Here is a 16,752-nt window from a genome sequence, read left to right as displayed (position 1 = left end):
TGAATAAAGACAAATCTCGGAGGGAAATGTTGCATTTGAGAGTGGATATTTTTTTGGAATACGGAGGACGGAACACGGAATAGGGAGAACGGAAACCCGGAACACGAAATCCGTTCTCCTTGTTCCATATTCCGTTCTCCAACTTCTACTCCGATTTCAAACTCTTCACCGGATTCATCAACGCCGCTTTGATGGCTTGAAAACTCACCGTTAATAAAGTAATGGTCAAAGCACCCGCTGCGGCTGCTACAAAAATCCACCACGAGATTTCGGTTCTATATTCGTATTTTTTCAGCCAATCGCTGAGAAAATACCACGCGATCGGGGCAGCAATAAGACAGGAAATGATGACCAACAGCACGAAATCTTTGGATAATAATCCCCAAAGATTGGTAACGGTAGCGCCCAATACTTTGCGAATGCCGATCTCTTTGGTGCGTTGCTCGGCCACGAACGAGGCCAATCCAAATAGGCCCAAACAGGAAATAAAGATAGCCAATGCCGCAAAAATGCTCGCCAGTTGACCTATGCGCTCTTCTGCTAAGAATTTTCGTTCGTATTCCTGATCGGAAAATTTATAGTCAAAAGGACTTCCCGGATTGAATTTTTGAAATACCGCTTCTATCTTTTTCAGCGATTCGCCGGCGCTCAATGCAGGATTTAATTTGATGTTAATGACGCCCGCCCAATTGTAGTCCATCATGAAAACAGTTTGGTAAACGGGTTCAAAAGGTGAACCCATGAGCATATCCTTCACAACGCCCACAATTTGAAAAGGCTTTCCGTTCCATTTCATGATTTTACCTACTGGATTCTTCAAGCCCATATAACGAACGGCCGTTTCATTGAGCACCATTCCCGACGAATCAGTGGAAAACTTGCGGGAAAAATCTCTCCCCTGCACAAATTGCCAACCGACAGTTTTACCAAAATCATGGGTGACGGCAATGGTTCCGAAGCTATCCTTGAAATTGGGGTCTTTGCCCTCCCAATCAAAACCGCCGTTATGTGAATTGAGATTCGTGGCTGCTGTAGAGGATGTTGACATTTCTATGGCTCCGCCGCTTGCCAAAAGGGCATCTCTGAGAACGTTATAGTCTCTGTAGAGTTCGGGTGTATTCATCGTAACCGTAATCAGCCCGTTGCGATCATACCCGATGGGACGATTTTTAGCGTGTTGGATTTGACGAAAAACGATGCTCGTCCCGATAATGAGTGTCACCGAAACGGTAAACTGAACAACGACCAGTACTTTCCGGGGAACCGAAGCAAAACGACCTACTCGGAAGGTACCTTTCAGTACTTTCACGGGTTGAAAAGAAGAAAGATAAAGCGCCGGATAGCTGCCGGCAATCAAACCCGTTATCAGGCTAAAACCAACTCCCGCGAGCCAGAAAACAGGGTTCTCCCAAAGCAAAGACAGCTTTTTGTCGGCTACTTCGTTGAAAAGCGGAAGCGACAGAAGAACCAAAAGCAACGATACCACAAAAGCAAGTGCCACGACCAACAACGATTCACTGAAAAACTGACTGATGAGTTGTGAACGAACCGAACCCACCGCTTTGCGAATGCCCACTTCTTTGGCGCGCTTCTCGGAACGAGCGGTTGAGAGATTCATAAAATTGATGCAGGCCAACAGCAGCACAAATATGCCAATGATGCCAAACAGCCAAACATACTGAATACGCCCATCTACTTCTCCCGTTTTATCCCAACCGGTGTACAAATGCCATTGGCTCATGGGGTGGAGAAATACCTCATTTTTAAAGGTAGCCATCTCTGGAACGTGTTTTATTTTTACATTTTTAATTTTTTCATTGATTGCCTTAAAATCGGTATTGGGCGCGATCTGAGCCAGCATTTGCCAGGAATTATTGTTCCATTCCGCGTTGTCTTGTGCCCGTTTTACCCAAGATTCTGTCGAAACGTACAAATCCCAAGGTGCAATAAAGGTCATGTCTCTAAAATCTGTGTTGTAAGGCAAATCTTCGTACACACCCGTTACTTTTACGTTGAGTTTATTGTCGATTTTTATGATTTTGCCGATGGGGTCGGTATCGTCGAAAAGTGCCAACGCCACAGATTCAGACAATAGAATAGAAGAAGGGTCTTTTAAACCGGCTCGGGTGCCTTTGAGCATGTTCAATGAAAACATCTCGGGTGCTTCGGGGCTTAGATAATTACCCTTTTTGGTGAATTTCTTTTCGCCGTAAGCCAGAATGTGTTCGTTGGTCCAGGAAGACATAATTACGTGGGTGAAATCAGTTCCGTAAACGGTACGCAGTTCGTTTCCCAGCGGAAGCGGCATGTGCCCGCCCACCCCAAAATCTCCGTTAAATATGCCGCGTTGCATCACTTTTGCAATGAGGTTGTAGTTTTTGTGGTATTTGTCGTATGATAATTCATCCCATAACCACAGGCCGATGAGCATCGCCACGGCCATACCGGTAGCCAAGCCAAAGATGTTGATAAAAGAGTAACCTTTGTATTTCAACAGGTTACGAAAAGCGATTTTAAAATAGTTGCGTATCATGGTCGGGCTGTAGATATAGGTTGTTGGGTAATCGTTTATCTTTTTTCGTTTGGCAAATGGCCGCATTAATTTCACTGCACTGAGCGCATAGCGCCAATCGGCTTTTTGCTTTCCCGCCGTTTGAACCCAATAGGAATACAGTTCCAACAAGTCACCCTCTACCTCTTCGAGAGTGCTTGGGTCGGCCCACCAACGTAAAAGTGTGGTGACCCAGCGCGGTGGTATGGCTGATTTGGGCTTTCCCATGCTATCCTCCCATCAATTGCAGCGTGTCCGGCGGCAATGCTCCCCATAACTCTTCGCGTACTTGCTTTACTTCCATCAGCGCTCTTCGCCCCAATGCGGTCACTTCAAAAAAGCGTTTGCGGCGTCCTCCGCGCTCGGCGGTGGCGCCGCCCATTTTGGAGGACAAAAAGCCTTTTTCTTCCAAGCGCTGCAGCGTGGTGTGAATACTGCTGAAACCCACCGCCCGGCCCGTTTTTTGTTCGAGTTCCTGGGTTACCGTAACGCCGTAAGCTTCTTCGCCCAAAATGGCGACGGTCAGTAAAACTATCTCTTCAAACTCTCCCAAAAAGGTTCGTTTCATATCTTGTTTTATTTGATACGATAATGTCGATAAAATGCCGTGCCAACGAAAGTAAACCCACAGAAAAGGGTATTTGCAGCACTTTTTTACAAAAATGAAACATGGGAGTGTCCGCTTTTGGACAGTAGACGTACCAAAGCGGACAAGGCAATCCGTACAGATTGCCTTGTTGAAATGAAGAATAAAATACAGGTTTACTCCGTTTTTAAACTTTTCACGGGATTCATCAAAGCGGCTTTGATGGCTTGAAAGCTGACGGTTAACAACGTGATGGCTAACGCACCTGCGCCCGAGGCTATAAAGACCCACCAACTGATGTCGGTGTGGTATTCATATTTTTGAACCCAATCATTCATAAAATAGTAAGCGATTGGAGAAGAAATCAGGCAGGAAATAATAACCAACAACACAAAATCTTTGGAAAGTAAACCCCACAAATTGGCTACTGATGCCCCTAGTACTTTGCGTATACCGATTTCTTTGGTGCGTTGCTCGGCAACAAAACTAGCTAACCCAAATAAGCCTAAACAAGAAATGAAGATGGCAAGCATGGCAAAGAAGGTAGCCAATTTGCTGATGCGCTCCTCGTCGCTGAATTTTTTGGCGTATTCATCATCGACAAATTTGTATTCAAACGGAGCCGAAGGATTATGTTTTTTGAAAACAACTTCAAGCTTAGCCAATGCCTCACGTGAGCTGATGGTAGGGTTGATTTTGATATTAATCACGTTGACATCTTTGTAATCCAATACAAAGGAGGTGCGGAAAACGGGGCTGTATGGTGATTGCATCACCAAATCTTTTACCACGCCAATGACTTGAAAAGGTTTTTCGTTAATCTTTACAATTTCGCCAAGGGGCTTCTTGAGGCCCATAAATTTGACGGCGGTTTCGTTCAAAATAATCGCCGAAGAATCCGTTACGAATTCTCTGGAAAAATCGCGTCCTTCTTTAAACTCCCAACCGATGGTTTTTCCGAAGTCATGGGTGACCGATACTGCCGCAAAATTGCCCTGAATGGAGGGGGCTTTGCCACGCCAATCGTAGCCGTTGTTGATTGCCCAAATGGAAGTGACGGGGTTGGATGATTCCGACATTTCGGCCACTACCCCCGTTTTCAATAAATCATTTCTAAGCACATCGTAATGGCCCGTAAGATCAGGCGTATTGATAGGGATCGTTAGTAATCCGTCGCGACTATAGCCGATGGGCCGGCTTTTGGCGTGTTGAATTTGACGAAAAACAACGATGGTGCCGATGATTAAAGTAACTGAAACCGTAAATTGAACCACTACTAATACTTTGCGGGGAACCGCCGCAAAACGCCCTACTCTAAAAGTGCCTTTTAAGACCTTAATGGGCTGAAAAGAAGATAGATATAGCGCGGGATAACTCCCCGCAACTACGCCCGTTAATAAAGTAAATCCGACGCTAAGTAACCAAAATACAGGATTGGACCACAGAAGGAACATTTTCTTGTCGGCAACTTCATTGAACGTCGGTAAAATAAGCTGTACTAATAGCAGAGATAATCCAAAAGCAATAATGACCACTAGCAATGATTCACTGAAAAATTGGTTGATTAACTGTCCGCGTACCGAACCGATCGCTTTGCGAATCCCCACTTCCTTGGCGCGTTTTTCGCTACGAGCGGTGCTCAAATTCATGAAATTGATGCAGGCCAACAACAACACAAAAGCGCCGATAATGCCAAACAACCACACAAATTCGATGCGTCCGCCCGTGTTTATGCCGTTTTTAAACTCAGAATACAGGTGCCATTTCGACATAGGGTGCAGAAAAACAACGGGTTTGAACGCTTTTTCTTCAGGGCGGATTTTATTGAATTTTACATTTTTGATTTTTGCCGAAACCTGAGCTATATCAGCGTTGTTGGCCAATTGAGCGTAGGTTTGGGTAAAATTGCTGCGCCACGGATTCGTCATTTCTTTGATCCAGGGCTGATTACTAAGATATAACTCCCACGGCAGAATAAACGTTAAGTCCCTGAAATCGGAATTGTAAGGTAAATCTTGATACACACCCGTCACTTTTACATTCATTTTATTGTCGACTTTCATGATTTTTCCTAGGGGATCAGCCTCGCCAAAATACGCTTTGGCTACTGACTCAGAAAGCAGTACAGAATTCATGTCTTTCAAACCCGACCGCGTTCCTTTAAGCATTTTCAAGCTTAGCATTTCGGTAATGGCTGGCTCAAAGTAGTTGCCAGTTTTGGTCAGCTTTTTCTCCTCAAAATTTAAAAGATGTTCACCCGTCCACGACGACATAACGATATGCTTGAAATCACTGCCGTATTGAGCGCGTATTTCATCGCCTAAAAGGTAAGGATTGGCGGTTTGGGTGTTTACTTCGCCATCAAATGTTTGATGTTGCATTATCTGCGCAATGCGGTCGTAGTTTTGGAAAGATTTGTTGTACGACAATTCATCGTAAATCCATAGACCGATCAACATCGCGACAGCCATGCCAGTAGCCAGGCCAAAGATGTTAATGAAAGAGTAACCTTTGTATTTCAACAGGTTACGAAAAGCGATTTTAAAATAATTGCGTAGCATGATTGGGCTGTATAAATAGGTTTTAGGATATTTACTTGGTTTACGTTTAATGTATCTTAGTTTAATAAATCCCAGCACTTCCCACCAATAAAACCATTTGGCGCGAGGCTCTCCGATGCGTTTGACTTGATATTCAAACTCTTCGTGCAAGTCTCCTTGGATGTTTTCCAACAAATGCGGAGCGCAAAACCATTCCAGAAAACGGTCAGCGAAGCGAGGTGGTTCAATTTGGGGTTTCATGATAAGGGTTGGTGATGGGCGGACACGAGGCCCGCCCCTACGTTTTTCTTACTCGGTTTTCAAACTCTTCACGGGATTCATCAATGCCGCTTTAATGGCTTGGAAACTTACGGTCAAGAAAGAAATTCCAATGGCAGTAATGCCTGCAACGACAAAAACCCACCATTCTATACCAATACGATACTCAAAGTCTTCTAACCAGTGATTTAGGCCGTAGTAGGCCAATGGAAACGCAATGCCGTTGGCAATCAACACCAATTTGATAAAGTCTTTGGATAACAAAGTAGTAATGCTCGCAATAGAGGCCCCCATTACTTTTCGAATACCGATTTCTTTGATGCGTTGCTCAGCCGTAAAGGTGGCCAAACCAAACAAACCCAAGCAGGCAATCAAAATCGTGAGGATAGAAAAGCATAAAAGCAGCTGTCCAGTGCGTTGCTCAATGGCATATTGGCGTCCTAAATCCTCGTTTACAAATCCGTAGGAGAATAGCTGATTTGGCTCAATTTTTTTATAGATTCGGGCAATGTCGGCCAATGCACGTTGTGTCTGAGTGGGGCGCGTTTTAATTAATAGATTGAAATAGAATTCTTTTGGGCGAAAGCGAACAATGAACGGCTCGATTTTGACATTCATCGGACGGAAATGAAAGTCGCGTAAAACACCAACAATTTTTCCGTCCAAGCCCCAAAAATTTACTTTTTTACCCAGTGCCTTCTGCGGTGTCCACCCCATGCGGCGGGCGGCAGTTTCGTTGATGAGATAGGTGCCAAACTTGTCACTTGTGTCGCTTGCAATGGCGGGAGAGAAGTTGCGCCCAGCGGCTAACGTCATGCCGGTTGTTTTTAGAAAATCAGCGTCAACGTTCATTTGAGTGATCAAAAATTCATTTTTGGGAGTCTTTCCGTCCCATTCGATATACGAAGTGTTTTGCATATTGACCAACGTACTCGTGGTAGCCGAAACCGATGCAATACTGCTCTGTTTGGTCAGTAACTCTTTCAGCGTCATGGCTTTTTGGCGAGTGTCGCCTTTGAGGCGAACGTACAGTAACTGTTCTTTATCAAAACCTAATTTTTTGTTTTGTATAAACTGTAACTGACGGTACAATCCCACCGTGCCAATAATCAACACGATTGACATCACAAACTGCGTTACGACCAGGGTTTTCCGAAAACCCGCCCCTGATTTTTTATCGAAAATCCCTTTTAAGACGCTGACTGGACGGAAAGAGGAAAGATAAAAAGCGGGATACAGTCCCGTCAAAAAGCTGATAAACAGTAATAAGCCGACCATGAAAGCCCCAAACAGCGGTTGTTGAAAAGGCACGGCCATTACTTTACCAGACAACTCGTTGAAAAAAGGCATCAGCAGCTGAAGCAAGAGTAATCCAACTCCCAATGCTAAGCTGGTCATTAACAATGACTCGCCCCAAAACTGCGCAATCAGGCTGGAGCGTAACGCGCCCACGCTTTTGCGAACCCCCACTTCCCGTGCCCGTTGCGTGGCCCGTGCAGTGGATAAATTGATAAAATTGAAGAGAGCAATGAGCAGTACAATCAACCCCACAATGATGAAGATTCGGACGTAGCGGATGTCACCGTGCTTGCCCCAATCGGTGCCAAAATCGAAGTCAGAATAAAGGTGAATGTCACGCAGAGGTTGCAGCAAAAGCGGTGTTTCGTTGCCTTTATCGTAGTTTTTCAGCTGTCCTGCCAATTTTTGGCCAAAGGCGGCTACATCATTATCGGGTCTGATTTTGAGGTAGGTATGGTAATTATTGCTACCCCAATTATAACTCCATTTATCATTCAGTTCAAAGTATTTAAAGGGCAACAACACATCAAATTGAAGATGCGAACGCGCCGGGGCGTTTTCAACAATGCCCGACAATCGAAGCGGACGTTCTTGATTATAATGGATGGTTTTTCCTAAAATGAATTGCGCCCGCCAGTCTTTGCCAAAAAAACGCTCGGCCACGGCTTCACTGATGACGATTTCGTCGGGCGATGATAAAACCGTTTGCGGATTCCCTTTTAAGAGTTTGAACCCAAAAAACGATAAAAAAGAAGGGTCAACCACCCGCATGGCTTCGGGTTCCACCGCCGTTTGTTGGTATTGAAGCAGTCCCGACCAAGCTCCGACGCGAACCGTTTCGGTGATTTCGGGAAAATCATTTTTGAGCGCGGGAGCCAGCGGGCCGGGAGTTACGGCAATGTCATAAAGTCCAGTGGCTTGTTTTTGCCTTTCCGTAACCCGATAGGTTTGCTCAAATTGAGGTACGGCACGGTCGTATTGGTATTCGTCCCATACGTACAGTCCAATCGCTAGGCAGCAGACCAGCCCAATGGCCAATCCAGTGATGTTGATGAGCGAGAAGGTGCGGTTTTTCAACAGATTTCGAACCGCAATTTTGAAATAGTTTTGTAACATATCGGGGCTGTAGGAATAGGTTGTTGGATATTGAGTTGGCTTTCTTTTAATGTATCTTGGTTTCATAAATCCCAGTATCTCCCACCAATACCGCCAACGAGCGCGGCGCACGCCGATGCGTTTGACTTGGTATTCAAACTCTTCGTGCAAGTCTCCTTGAATGTTTTCCAACAAATGCGGAGCGCAAAACCATTTGAGTAGCTTATCGGCTAAGATGGGCGGCTGGGTTTTCATCGGTAAAGGCTGGATTAAACAGATAATTTTAAAGGGCTTGTTAACCGACTCCAAAAACTGACCCGCACTTCCTGAATTTCCTGCAACGTGCGGTGTCCGTAGGCTGTGACCGAAAACAGACGTTTGCGACGGCCGCCGCGTTCGTTGGTAGGTTCGCCCATCTCTGAGTTAACCATTCCTTTTTCTTCCAGACGTTGCAAGGCCGAATGCACCTGATTCAGTCGGACACTTCGGCCCGTTTGTTCAATGATTTCGTGCATCAGTACTACGCCGTAGGCTTGGCCATCCAGCACGGCAACGGTCAGTAAAACGATTTCTTCAAATTCTCCCAGATACGTCCGTTTCATCGGTTTGTATTATTTCTATTTTTGCTGAGCAAATAGTTTGCCAGTAGAGTTTATTGTTATTAAGTATTTGTTTATCAATATTTTATGAGAATAAAAGGCTCTTGTTGTTTGTCCATAATCGGACAACTTTGTACGCTTTAGGACAAAGAGCCTTTGTGCTCTTTGTGAATTCTTAGTGTTCTTTGTGGTTAAAAAATTCGACGTATAGGTAAAGGCAGATAACCAAACCCTTTTTAAAAAAACAAATCATTGATTTATGAAATACATTACGAAATACCTTTTGTGCGGATTGATGCTTTCATTGGGGGCTTTTTCGGGGCAAGCACAGAAAACTCCCGAAGACAAGGCAGGCTGGAAACTCGGTTCTCAGGCCTACTCGTTTCGGTTGTTTACGTTTGCCGAAGCCATCCGCAAAATAGACAGTTGCGGTCTGAAATATGTAGAAGCTTTCCCTGGCCAAACCATCGGCGGCGGGCTACAAGGGAAAATGGATTTCAGCATGGACGCCGCTACGCGTACGGCTGTGAAAAAGATGATCAAAGACAAAGGATTGACGATTGTAGCGTACGGGGTGGTCAATCCCAAAACCGATGCCGAATGGACTACTTTGTTTGAGTTTGCCAAAGACATGGGCGTTTTGAACATCAATACCGAGCCTTCGCCCGCCCAAATGCCGTTGGTGCGGAAATTGGCCGACCAATACAAAATCAACATTGCCTTGCACAACCACCCCAAGCCTTCACGTTATTGGCATCCTGATACCGTTTTGGCGGCGATTGGCGGTAGCAAATATGTAGGCTCCTGCTCCGACATCGGCCATTGGGTGCGCTCAGGTCTTGACCCAGTCGAATGCCTAAAAAAACTGAACGGACACGTATTGGGAATGCACTTCAAAGACGTGAAAAAAGACACGCCCGAAGGTCGCTATCACGACGTAGTTTGGGGTATGGGCGACTGTAAAGTAGAAGCCGTGATTGCTGAAATGAAGCGCCAAAACTTCAAAGGCCCTATCTCGGTTGAATACGAATATCACTGGGAAAACAACGGCCCCGAAATCGCCGAAAGTGTAAAAAACTTCCGTGCAATCTATAGCCAAACGAAATAAACTCCGTAGGGGCAGGCCTTGCGTCTGCCCTCTTTCCTGCGTCTGTCCCTTGCTCTAAGTCTGCCCTCTTTCTTGCGTCTGTCCTCTGCTCTAAGTCTGCCCTCTTTCCTGCGTCTGTCCCTTGCCTTCGCCTGCCTTTTTTTATCAAGTAGTGACTTGCTTCTTCCGACAGATATTTTCAGCCCTTATCATTTATATTTTCGAGTTTTATTGGAGGATAAAGTGCTTCAGGGTTCAGATAATCAGCATTTTAGTTGTTATTGCATTCCTGAATACTAAGTTTAGAAAGCTGCGTAGTTTTTATTGATGGGTTTACACTAAATTTGATAAAAACGTACTCTTTCTTATGAAAAATTTTGCAAGTTTATGGCTGGTAGTATTGGTCTATACTTCCACTTTTGCACAGGGTATTTTCCCTGATCGAGTGACGATACCCAAAATGAGCACCGTTACAAAAAATGCTTTGCCCAACAAAACGGAAGGCATGATGGTGTATGATTCGGACTTGAAGCAATTTAGCTATTGGACTGGTCAACTTTGGGCCAACTTTGGCAGTACCGCTGCTTCAGGAACGGGCTGGCAATTGATAGGAAATGATTTGAGTACCACCAACACTGGCAACGTGGGCGTGGGCATTTCAGTGCCTACGCGCGGAAAATTTGAGGTGTTTGGGGCATTGGGCAACGGCCCTACGTCGGCCGTATTTGGCTCCGACGGGACAGGGCTCTCTTTGCAACGCAATTGGCCTACGATTGGCTTCAATCAATACCGTGATGGCAGCAATGTACAACGACGTATTGGAGAAGGCTATGCCGCTACGCAGTTTTTTGACCCCAACACGGGAGCGATGTTTATCAACACATTCGGCACTGGGGTGGCTAACTCCACATCCTCTTTCAGTGTGCCTACGGGTATTTTTACATTACTCAGCAATGGCAATATTGGCGTGAGGAATGGGGGCAGTTCAAACACTGGTATGTGGATAACACGCGGTGCTACCAACACAAATGGCTCATTGGTGGTATCTGGCACTACCCACAATTCACATTTTCATTACGATGTAGCCGAGGATACCTACATACGGGCGGGCAAAAACAACAGTCGGGTCGTGCTGAATGACATCCCTGGGGGCAATGTTGTTATGGGGGCTGGAAACGGAAAATTTGGTATAAATTCAGGTAACCCCCAATATACGCTAGAAATAAAGCAGGCCGCCAACAATACAGGGTTGGTGCTTATCAACAATACGAATTTTAACAATTGGGAGTTGAGGTCAGAGGTGTATAGTACAGATAACGGAACAGACTGCCTGATGGCGTTTTACAATAATTCATTAAAAGGTTGGATGCGGCCTACGGACGGTGGGTGGTCGGAGAATAGTGACCGTAGATTGAAAAAGAATATTCAAAATTTGGAGAGCGTGTTGGATCAAATCATGCTACTTAGGCCCGCCCGGTACCAGATGATAGACAGCAACCCAAATGCTACGGAATTCATTGGGTTTATTGCCCAAGAACTAAAGGAGGTCTTTCCAGAAGTGGTAGATGTGAGATTAAAGCCGACGAAACACGGTGCTGCGGGCGAAATTGCTGACCTACATGGGGTAGATTATGCTCACTTGTCGGTCGTAGCCATCAAGGCCATTCAGGAACAACAGGGTCTCATTGAAAAACTCCAAAAGCAAAATGAAGAATTGGTACAGTCGTATACGCAATTAATGAAAGATGTAGAGACCCTGAAAAAGAAATGAGCCGACAGAAGAGAAAAAAGTATTGAGAATGGGCAAAAGAAAATAAACAGTTATTCCTTTTGCCCATTCCTTTTTTATTCCACCTTCAAACTCTGCACGGGATTCATCAGCGCGGCTTTGATGCTTTGGAAACTCACCGTCAGGAGGGTGATAAAGATAGACAAAGTGCCCGTCAACCCAATCATCCACCACTCAATTTGAATATGATACGCAAAATCCTGCAACCATTGGTTCATAGCGTACCAAGCCAAGGGCGACGCAACAACGATGGCAAGGGCTACCAATTTGAGGAAATCCTTGGAAAGCAGTGAAATAATACCCGCTACAGAAGCACCGAGTACTTTACGAATACCGATTTCTTTGGTGCGTTGTGTCATGGTAAACAGTACCAAACCGTACAGGCCAAGGCAACTGATCAGAATGGCAATACCCGCAAAAACCACGGATAGCTGAAATACCAGCGTTTCTATTTCGTAGAATTTGGCCAATTGTTCCTCTAAGTATTCATACATAAATACCTCATTCGGATAGCGTTTTTGCCAAGATTGCTGAATAAATTGTAAGGTTTGGTTCGCATTTTGCCCCGAAATTTTAACGCCCACCTTTTTGTAACGATCTGTTTGGGTGGCAATAAAGCAGGGTTGGATTTCTTCATGAAACGAGCGCAGATGAAAATCTTTGACCACCCCAACGATGGGCAAAGCCACGGGCGACAGATAGGTTTCCAGTTTGCGCCCTAAAATTTGTTGCGGGTCCTGAATGTTCAGCTTTTTGAGTAAAGTTTCATTGACCAAATACTCCCGAATGGTGTCGCCGGGCGTAATGTTTCGTCCCGCAACCAAGTGTAAACCATAGGTTTCCAAATACTCAGAATCGGCCGGCCGTTCCCGAATCGGAAACGTTTCCCAAGTGGTTTTTTTTCCAAATTTGAAGGAGCCGCCGTTCATGACCATCGCTGCCGGCGGGCGATAGGACGCGCTCACTGACTTGATGGAAGGAGATTGGCGTAAGTCATTCCGAAAAGCTTCAAAAGCGGTTTTTGAAGGATCGGGTAAATTGATCACTAAAACATTGTCTTTTTTGAAACCTAAATCTGATTCATGCAAATAACGAACCTGATGGGTAACAACTAATGTGGCTACCAGAAGTGCCTGACAAATAGCAAATTGAAAAACTATCAGCAGTTTTCGCAACGAAAAATTCTTGCCGGGTTGAATCAATTGGCCTTTCAGCGCAGCCCACGGACTAAAGCCCGACAATACAAAAGCGGGATAACTGCCGGCCAATAGTGTAACTGCAATGATAAGTAACAGCAAAAAGACAATTGCCTGTGTGTTGAATTGAAAGTTTGAATCATTGGGCAACCATTGATTAAAAATAGGGATACAAATCAACGTAAAAAAGAAGGCCAAAACGGCGGCCGCCAGTACAATAAGGGCTGTTTCGAGCAAAAATTGAAGCATCACCTGGGGTTTGGTGCTCCCGAGTGTTTTACGAATGCCGATTTCTTTGCTACGGCTAAGGGCCTGCGCCGTTGCCATATTGATGAAATTAATGCAGGCAATCAGCATCAAAAACAGACCGATACCTCCCAACGACCAAAGCAGTGAAAGTCGGACGGTTGGGCTTGCGCCAATGCGTTGTACATCAAAATGGACATCGGCCAGTGGTTGCAGATGAAACCGGAAAACGGAGGCATCTTTGCCAAAATGCTTTTGGGAAAGTGCCGGCAGTGCGGCTTCCAGTCCAGCGGCGGCAAGCGGATTTTTGAGGGTAAGATAAACGCGGTCGGTGGAATTCAACCATCCCCAATCATTGACATTAAAACCGGGCATGAGTCGAGGTAAAGTAGCAATAGAAATAAACAGTTGAATGTCGGTGTTGGTCGTTTTGGGAGGGTCAGCCAAAACGCCGGTTATTTTGGCTTCGGCCAAATTGTTTAAGTTGATGGTCCGACCTAGAGGGTTTAAGGCACCGAAATATTTTTTTGCCAACGATTGCGTAATCACCACTGTATTGGGTTCGTGAAGCGCGGTTTTTGCGTTTCCTTGGAGCCATTGATAATCCAAAATATCAAACAATTGCCCCTCGACAAGGGCGGTGGTATTGAGTTCCAAAAAACGCGTTGCCGTCGATTGATGGGGGAGTAGTACGCTGACCGTCAGCTCACGGTTCATTTTTAAGTAAGCTGCTTGCTCTATTTGCGGAAAATCGGCCCGAAATGCCCTAGCCATAGGCAATGGTGCTTCGGGGTAGTATTCTACCGAACCATCTTCCAGATGCAAGTCGGTGACGATTCGGTAGATACGGTCAAATTTTTGATGATGTCGGTCGGTACTCACATGGTGGCTTATAAACAAAAAAATAAGTAAACCACTTGCCATACCGACCGACAGACCAATGATGTTCAGCGTTGTATATACCCGCTTAGCGCGGAGATTTCGCAGAGTGATTTTAAGGTAGTTCTTTAGCATTCCTCTGATTTGTAATGAATTGCGGCTACAAGGTACAGAAGAAAGAAAAGAATTGACGGTTAAAAAATGTTAAGATTTATCGGGTAGACAACTAGCGAGTTTATTCTATCTTCAAACTCTTCACTGGATTCATCAAGGCGGCTTTGATGCTTTGAAAACTCACCGTCAGGAGGGCAATTAAAATGGCTAATGCGCCAGAGAGTGCGTAAACCCACCATTCTACCGTGGTTTTATACGCAAAATTTTGCAGCCACTTATCCATGAGCCATGAAGCCAACGGCGAAGCAATGACGATGGAAATGACTACCAATTTGAGAAAATCACGGGATAACAGCGCCGTAACATTCGACACCGATGCCCCTAGTACTTTACGAACCCCGATTTCTTTGGTGCGTTGTTCAGCCGTAAAGGTAGCGAGGCCAAACAGCCCGAGGCAGGAAATAAAAATAGCCAGAAAGGCAAAGTAATTTGTCAATGAGCCGATGGTCATTTCGCTGCGGTATAGATTCTGAAACTGCTGATCGGCAAACTGATAAGTAAACGGAAATTTCGGATTCAGTTCACGCCACGTTTTTTCAATGCTTGCCAGCGCTTGTTTGGTCTGGCCCGGCTGAGTTCGGACAATGATATTTTTGTTGGATGCATCACGGCTGAGTTTTACAATCATCGGTTCGATGGCCACATGCATGGAATTTTGATGAAAATCTTCCAATACGCCTACGATAGTCCCGGGTTTGTTCCACAACGTCAGCGGTTTCCCGATGGGGTCGTGGTAGCCAATCCGACGGGCAGCGGCCTCGTTAATCAAATAACTCACGGAATCCATGCCAAAATCTTTTCCAAAATCGCGCCCTTTCAACTTTACATTCAAGGTTTTGGAAAAATCATAATCAACGGTAGAAAACTGAAAACTGACGCTGGAGTTAGGGTCTTTGGTGGGCCATTTTACATTGTTTGTACTACCAAAGGTATTGGTAGGGGTGCCATCCATGAAGGTAATGCTCTGAATACCTTGGCTTTGTAGGAGTTGTTGTTTAAATGTGTCATACTTTTTAGGTAAGTCTCCCTCGGACGATAAATAAATCAGATTCTCCCGGTTATAGCCTAAATTTTTGGTTTGAATGAAGTCAAGTTGGCGATACACAACAATGGTTCCGATGATGAGCAACATCGATAGCACAAACTGAAATACCACCAACCCTTGTCGGAATAGCCGGGCCCCCGCCCCGAAGGTGACGGAGCCTTTGAGTACTCGAATGGGATTTAGGGATGATAAAAACAGCGCGGGGTAGCTTCCTGCCACGATTCCCGTCATGAAAACCATGCCAAGCAGTGTTCCCCAAAATGAGAGTTGGTGAAAAGGCAACTGAATATTTTTTTCGGTCAATGTATTAAAAGTAGGCAGCAGCAGACCCGATAACGTGACCCCGAAAATCAACGCCATGGCCGTCAGGAGCAATGCTTCGCCCACAAACTGACCAATCAATATACCCCGTACTGCTCCCACTACTTTGCGTACGCCTACTTCGCGGGCGCGTTTGAGTGAGCGGGCCGTGGCAAGGTTCATAAAATTGATACAGGCAATCAGCAGGATAAAAACGGCCACAATGCCAAACAACCGAACGTACTCAATACGCCCTCCATCCTGATACCCATCTTTGAAGTTTGAATAGAGATAGGCGTCTTGGTAAGGCTGAAGAAACAGTTGAATAACAATATTTTGGCCGATTAAATTGGGGTTGTGCTTCTTCAGAAAGGACTTCATTTTGGCTTCTACAGCCTCGGCTTTGGCATCGGGGCGTAGCTGGATTCGGGTGGCGGTGGCATTGTTGCCCCAGTCTTTAATCCATTCGTTTCGCCTGATAAAATCATCCCAAGTGAGCAGGAAATCATATTTTTCGGAGCTGTGTTGGGGCAAATCTTCAAATACGGCCGTGACCAAATAATCGGCTTTGTTATCTATACGAATACTCTTGCCCACGGCTGCTTGGGGGCTTCCGAAATAATTCTGCGCCATTTTTCGCGAAATAGCAATGTTTGTCGGCCCAGTGAGGGCGGTTTGGACCGAACCTTCAAGCAGGGGTAGACTAAACATCTTAAACCAATCTGCCCCCGCAAAACGGCCCTTTTCTTTGTTGAGTTTTTCACCGACCGAAAAAGTGTGGGTACTTTCCCACGATAACCCCGCTGCGTGGACGATTTCTGGAAACTGTTTCTTGAGTTCGTCGGCCAGTAAGGCGGGAGTACTGGGGGCGGCATCAACTTTGCCGTCGTAGTATTGGCGCTCCATCACGTGGTACAACTGAGGTCCATTGGCGTGGAAGGCATCCATTTTCAGTTCGTCCTGCACCCAAAGCAATATGAGCAGACTACAGGCCATCCCAAGCGCAAGACCGAGAATGTTGATGGCTGAAAAAGTACGGTTGTTGGCGATGTTTCGCCAGGCAATTTTAAAATAGTTACGTATCACG

The 16,752-nt window shown here is 45.4% G+C and carries 9 protein-coding genes; 2 read left to right on the top strand and 7 right to left on the bottom strand.

The features are described 5' to 3' along the window. Positions 1-145 precede the first annotated feature (145 nt). From DVG78_RS14140 to DVG78_RS14120, 5 genes are all read right to left on the bottom strand, one after another. Positions 146-2,779 (bottom strand): ABC transporter permease, encoded by a 2,634-nt coding sequence (locus tag DVG78_RS14140; RefSeq protein WP_199563253.1) that lies wholly within the window; start codon positions 2,777-2,779, stop codon positions 146-148. A 1-nt stretch (position 2,780) separates the two neighbouring features. Then, the gene (locus DVG78_RS14135) at positions 2,781-3,119 is read right to left on the bottom strand and encodes a PadR family transcriptional regulator (RefSeq protein ID WP_114461716.1); all 339 of its coding nucleotides are present in this window, start codon (positions 3,117-3,119) and stop codon (positions 2,781-2,783) included. A 194-nt stretch (positions 3,120-3,313) separates the two neighbouring features. Further along, complete coding sequence (locus tag DVG78_RS14130) at positions 3,314-5,938, bottom strand: ABC transporter permease (protein ID WP_114461715.1); 2,625 nt, start codon at positions 5,936-5,938, stop codon at positions 3,314-3,316. A gap of 48 nt (positions 5,939-5,986) precedes the next feature. After that, entirely contained in the window at positions 5,987-8,605 is a 2,619-nt protein-coding gene (locus tag DVG78_RS14125) for an ABC transporter permease (protein WP_114461714.1), read from the bottom strand. Positions 8,606-8,619: 14 nt separating this feature from the next. Further along, complete coding sequence (locus tag DVG78_RS14120; RefSeq protein WP_114461713.1) at positions 8,620-8,952, bottom strand: PadR family transcriptional regulator; 333 nt, start codon at positions 8,950-8,952, stop codon at positions 8,620-8,622. A gap of 256 nt (positions 8,953-9,208) precedes the next feature. Between DVG78_RS14120 and DVG78_RS14115 the strand changes: the two genes are divergently transcribed. Both DVG78_RS14115 and DVG78_RS14110 read left to right on the top strand, forming a co-directional pair. Continuing rightward, complete coding sequence (locus DVG78_RS14115; RefSeq protein ID WP_114461712.1) at positions 9,209-10,057, top strand: sugar phosphate isomerase/epimerase family protein; 849 nt, start codon at positions 9,209-9,211, stop codon at positions 10,055-10,057. 346 nt (positions 10,058-10,403) lie between these two features. Continuing rightward, positions 10,404-11,807: a tail fiber domain-containing protein gene (locus DVG78_RS14110; protein ID WP_114461711.1), complete on the top strand. Its 1,404-nt coding sequence runs from the start codon at positions 10,404-10,406 to the stop codon at positions 11,805-11,807. 74 nt (positions 11,808-11,881) lie between these two features. Here DVG78_RS14110 and DVG78_RS14105 read toward each other — a convergent pair whose 3' ends face one another. Then, complete coding sequence (locus DVG78_RS14105) at positions 11,882-14,281, bottom strand: ABC transporter permease (protein WP_114461710.1); 2,400 nt, start codon at positions 14,279-14,281, stop codon at positions 11,882-11,884. Positions 14,282-14,381: 100 nt separating this feature from the next. Continuing rightward, positions 14,382-16,751 carry an ABC transporter permease gene (locus DVG78_RS14100; protein WP_114461709.1) on the bottom strand — a complete coding sequence of 790 codons (2,370 nt, stop codon included), beginning with the start codon at positions 16,749-16,751 and terminating at the stop codon, positions 14,382-14,384. Position 16,752 lies beyond the last annotated feature (1 nt).

This window comes from Runella aurantiaca (genome assembly GCF_003339505.1).
GTDB classification, from domain to species: Bacteria; Bacteroidota; Bacteroidia; order Cytophagales; family Spirosomataceae; genus Runella; species Runella aurantiaca.
This window is presented reverse-complemented; position numbering and strand designations above follow the sequence as displayed.

Coding starts and splice junctions, on each gene's coding strand:
- DVG78_RS14115 (WP_114461712.1), top strand. CDS start 9,209: ATGAAATACATTACGAAATACCTTTTGTGCGGATTGATGCTTTCATTG.
- DVG78_RS14130 (WP_114461715.1), bottom strand. CDS start 5,938: ATGAAACCCCAAATTGAACCACCTCGCTTCGCTGACCGTTTTCTGGAA.
- DVG78_RS14105 (WP_114461710.1), bottom strand. CDS start 14,281: ATGCTAAAGAACTACCTTAAAATCACTCTGCGAAATCTCCGCGCTAAG.
- DVG78_RS14140 (WP_199563253.1), bottom strand. CDS start 2,779: ATGGGAAAGCCCAAATCAGCCATACCACCGCGCTGGGTCACCACACTT.
- DVG78_RS14110 (WP_114461711.1), top strand. CDS start 10,404: ATGAAAAATTTTGCAAGTTTATGGCTGGTAGTATTGGTCTATACTTCC.
- DVG78_RS14125 (WP_114461714.1), bottom strand. CDS start 8,605: ATGAAAACCCAGCCGCCCATCTTAGCCGATAAGCTACTCAAATGGTTT.
- DVG78_RS14135 (WP_114461716.1), bottom strand. CDS start 3,119: ATGAAACGAACCTTTTTGGGAGAGTTTGAAGAGATAGTTTTACTGACC.
- DVG78_RS14120 (WP_114461713.1), bottom strand. CDS start 8,952: ATGAAACGGACGTATCTGGGAGAATTTGAAGAAATCGTTTTACTGACC.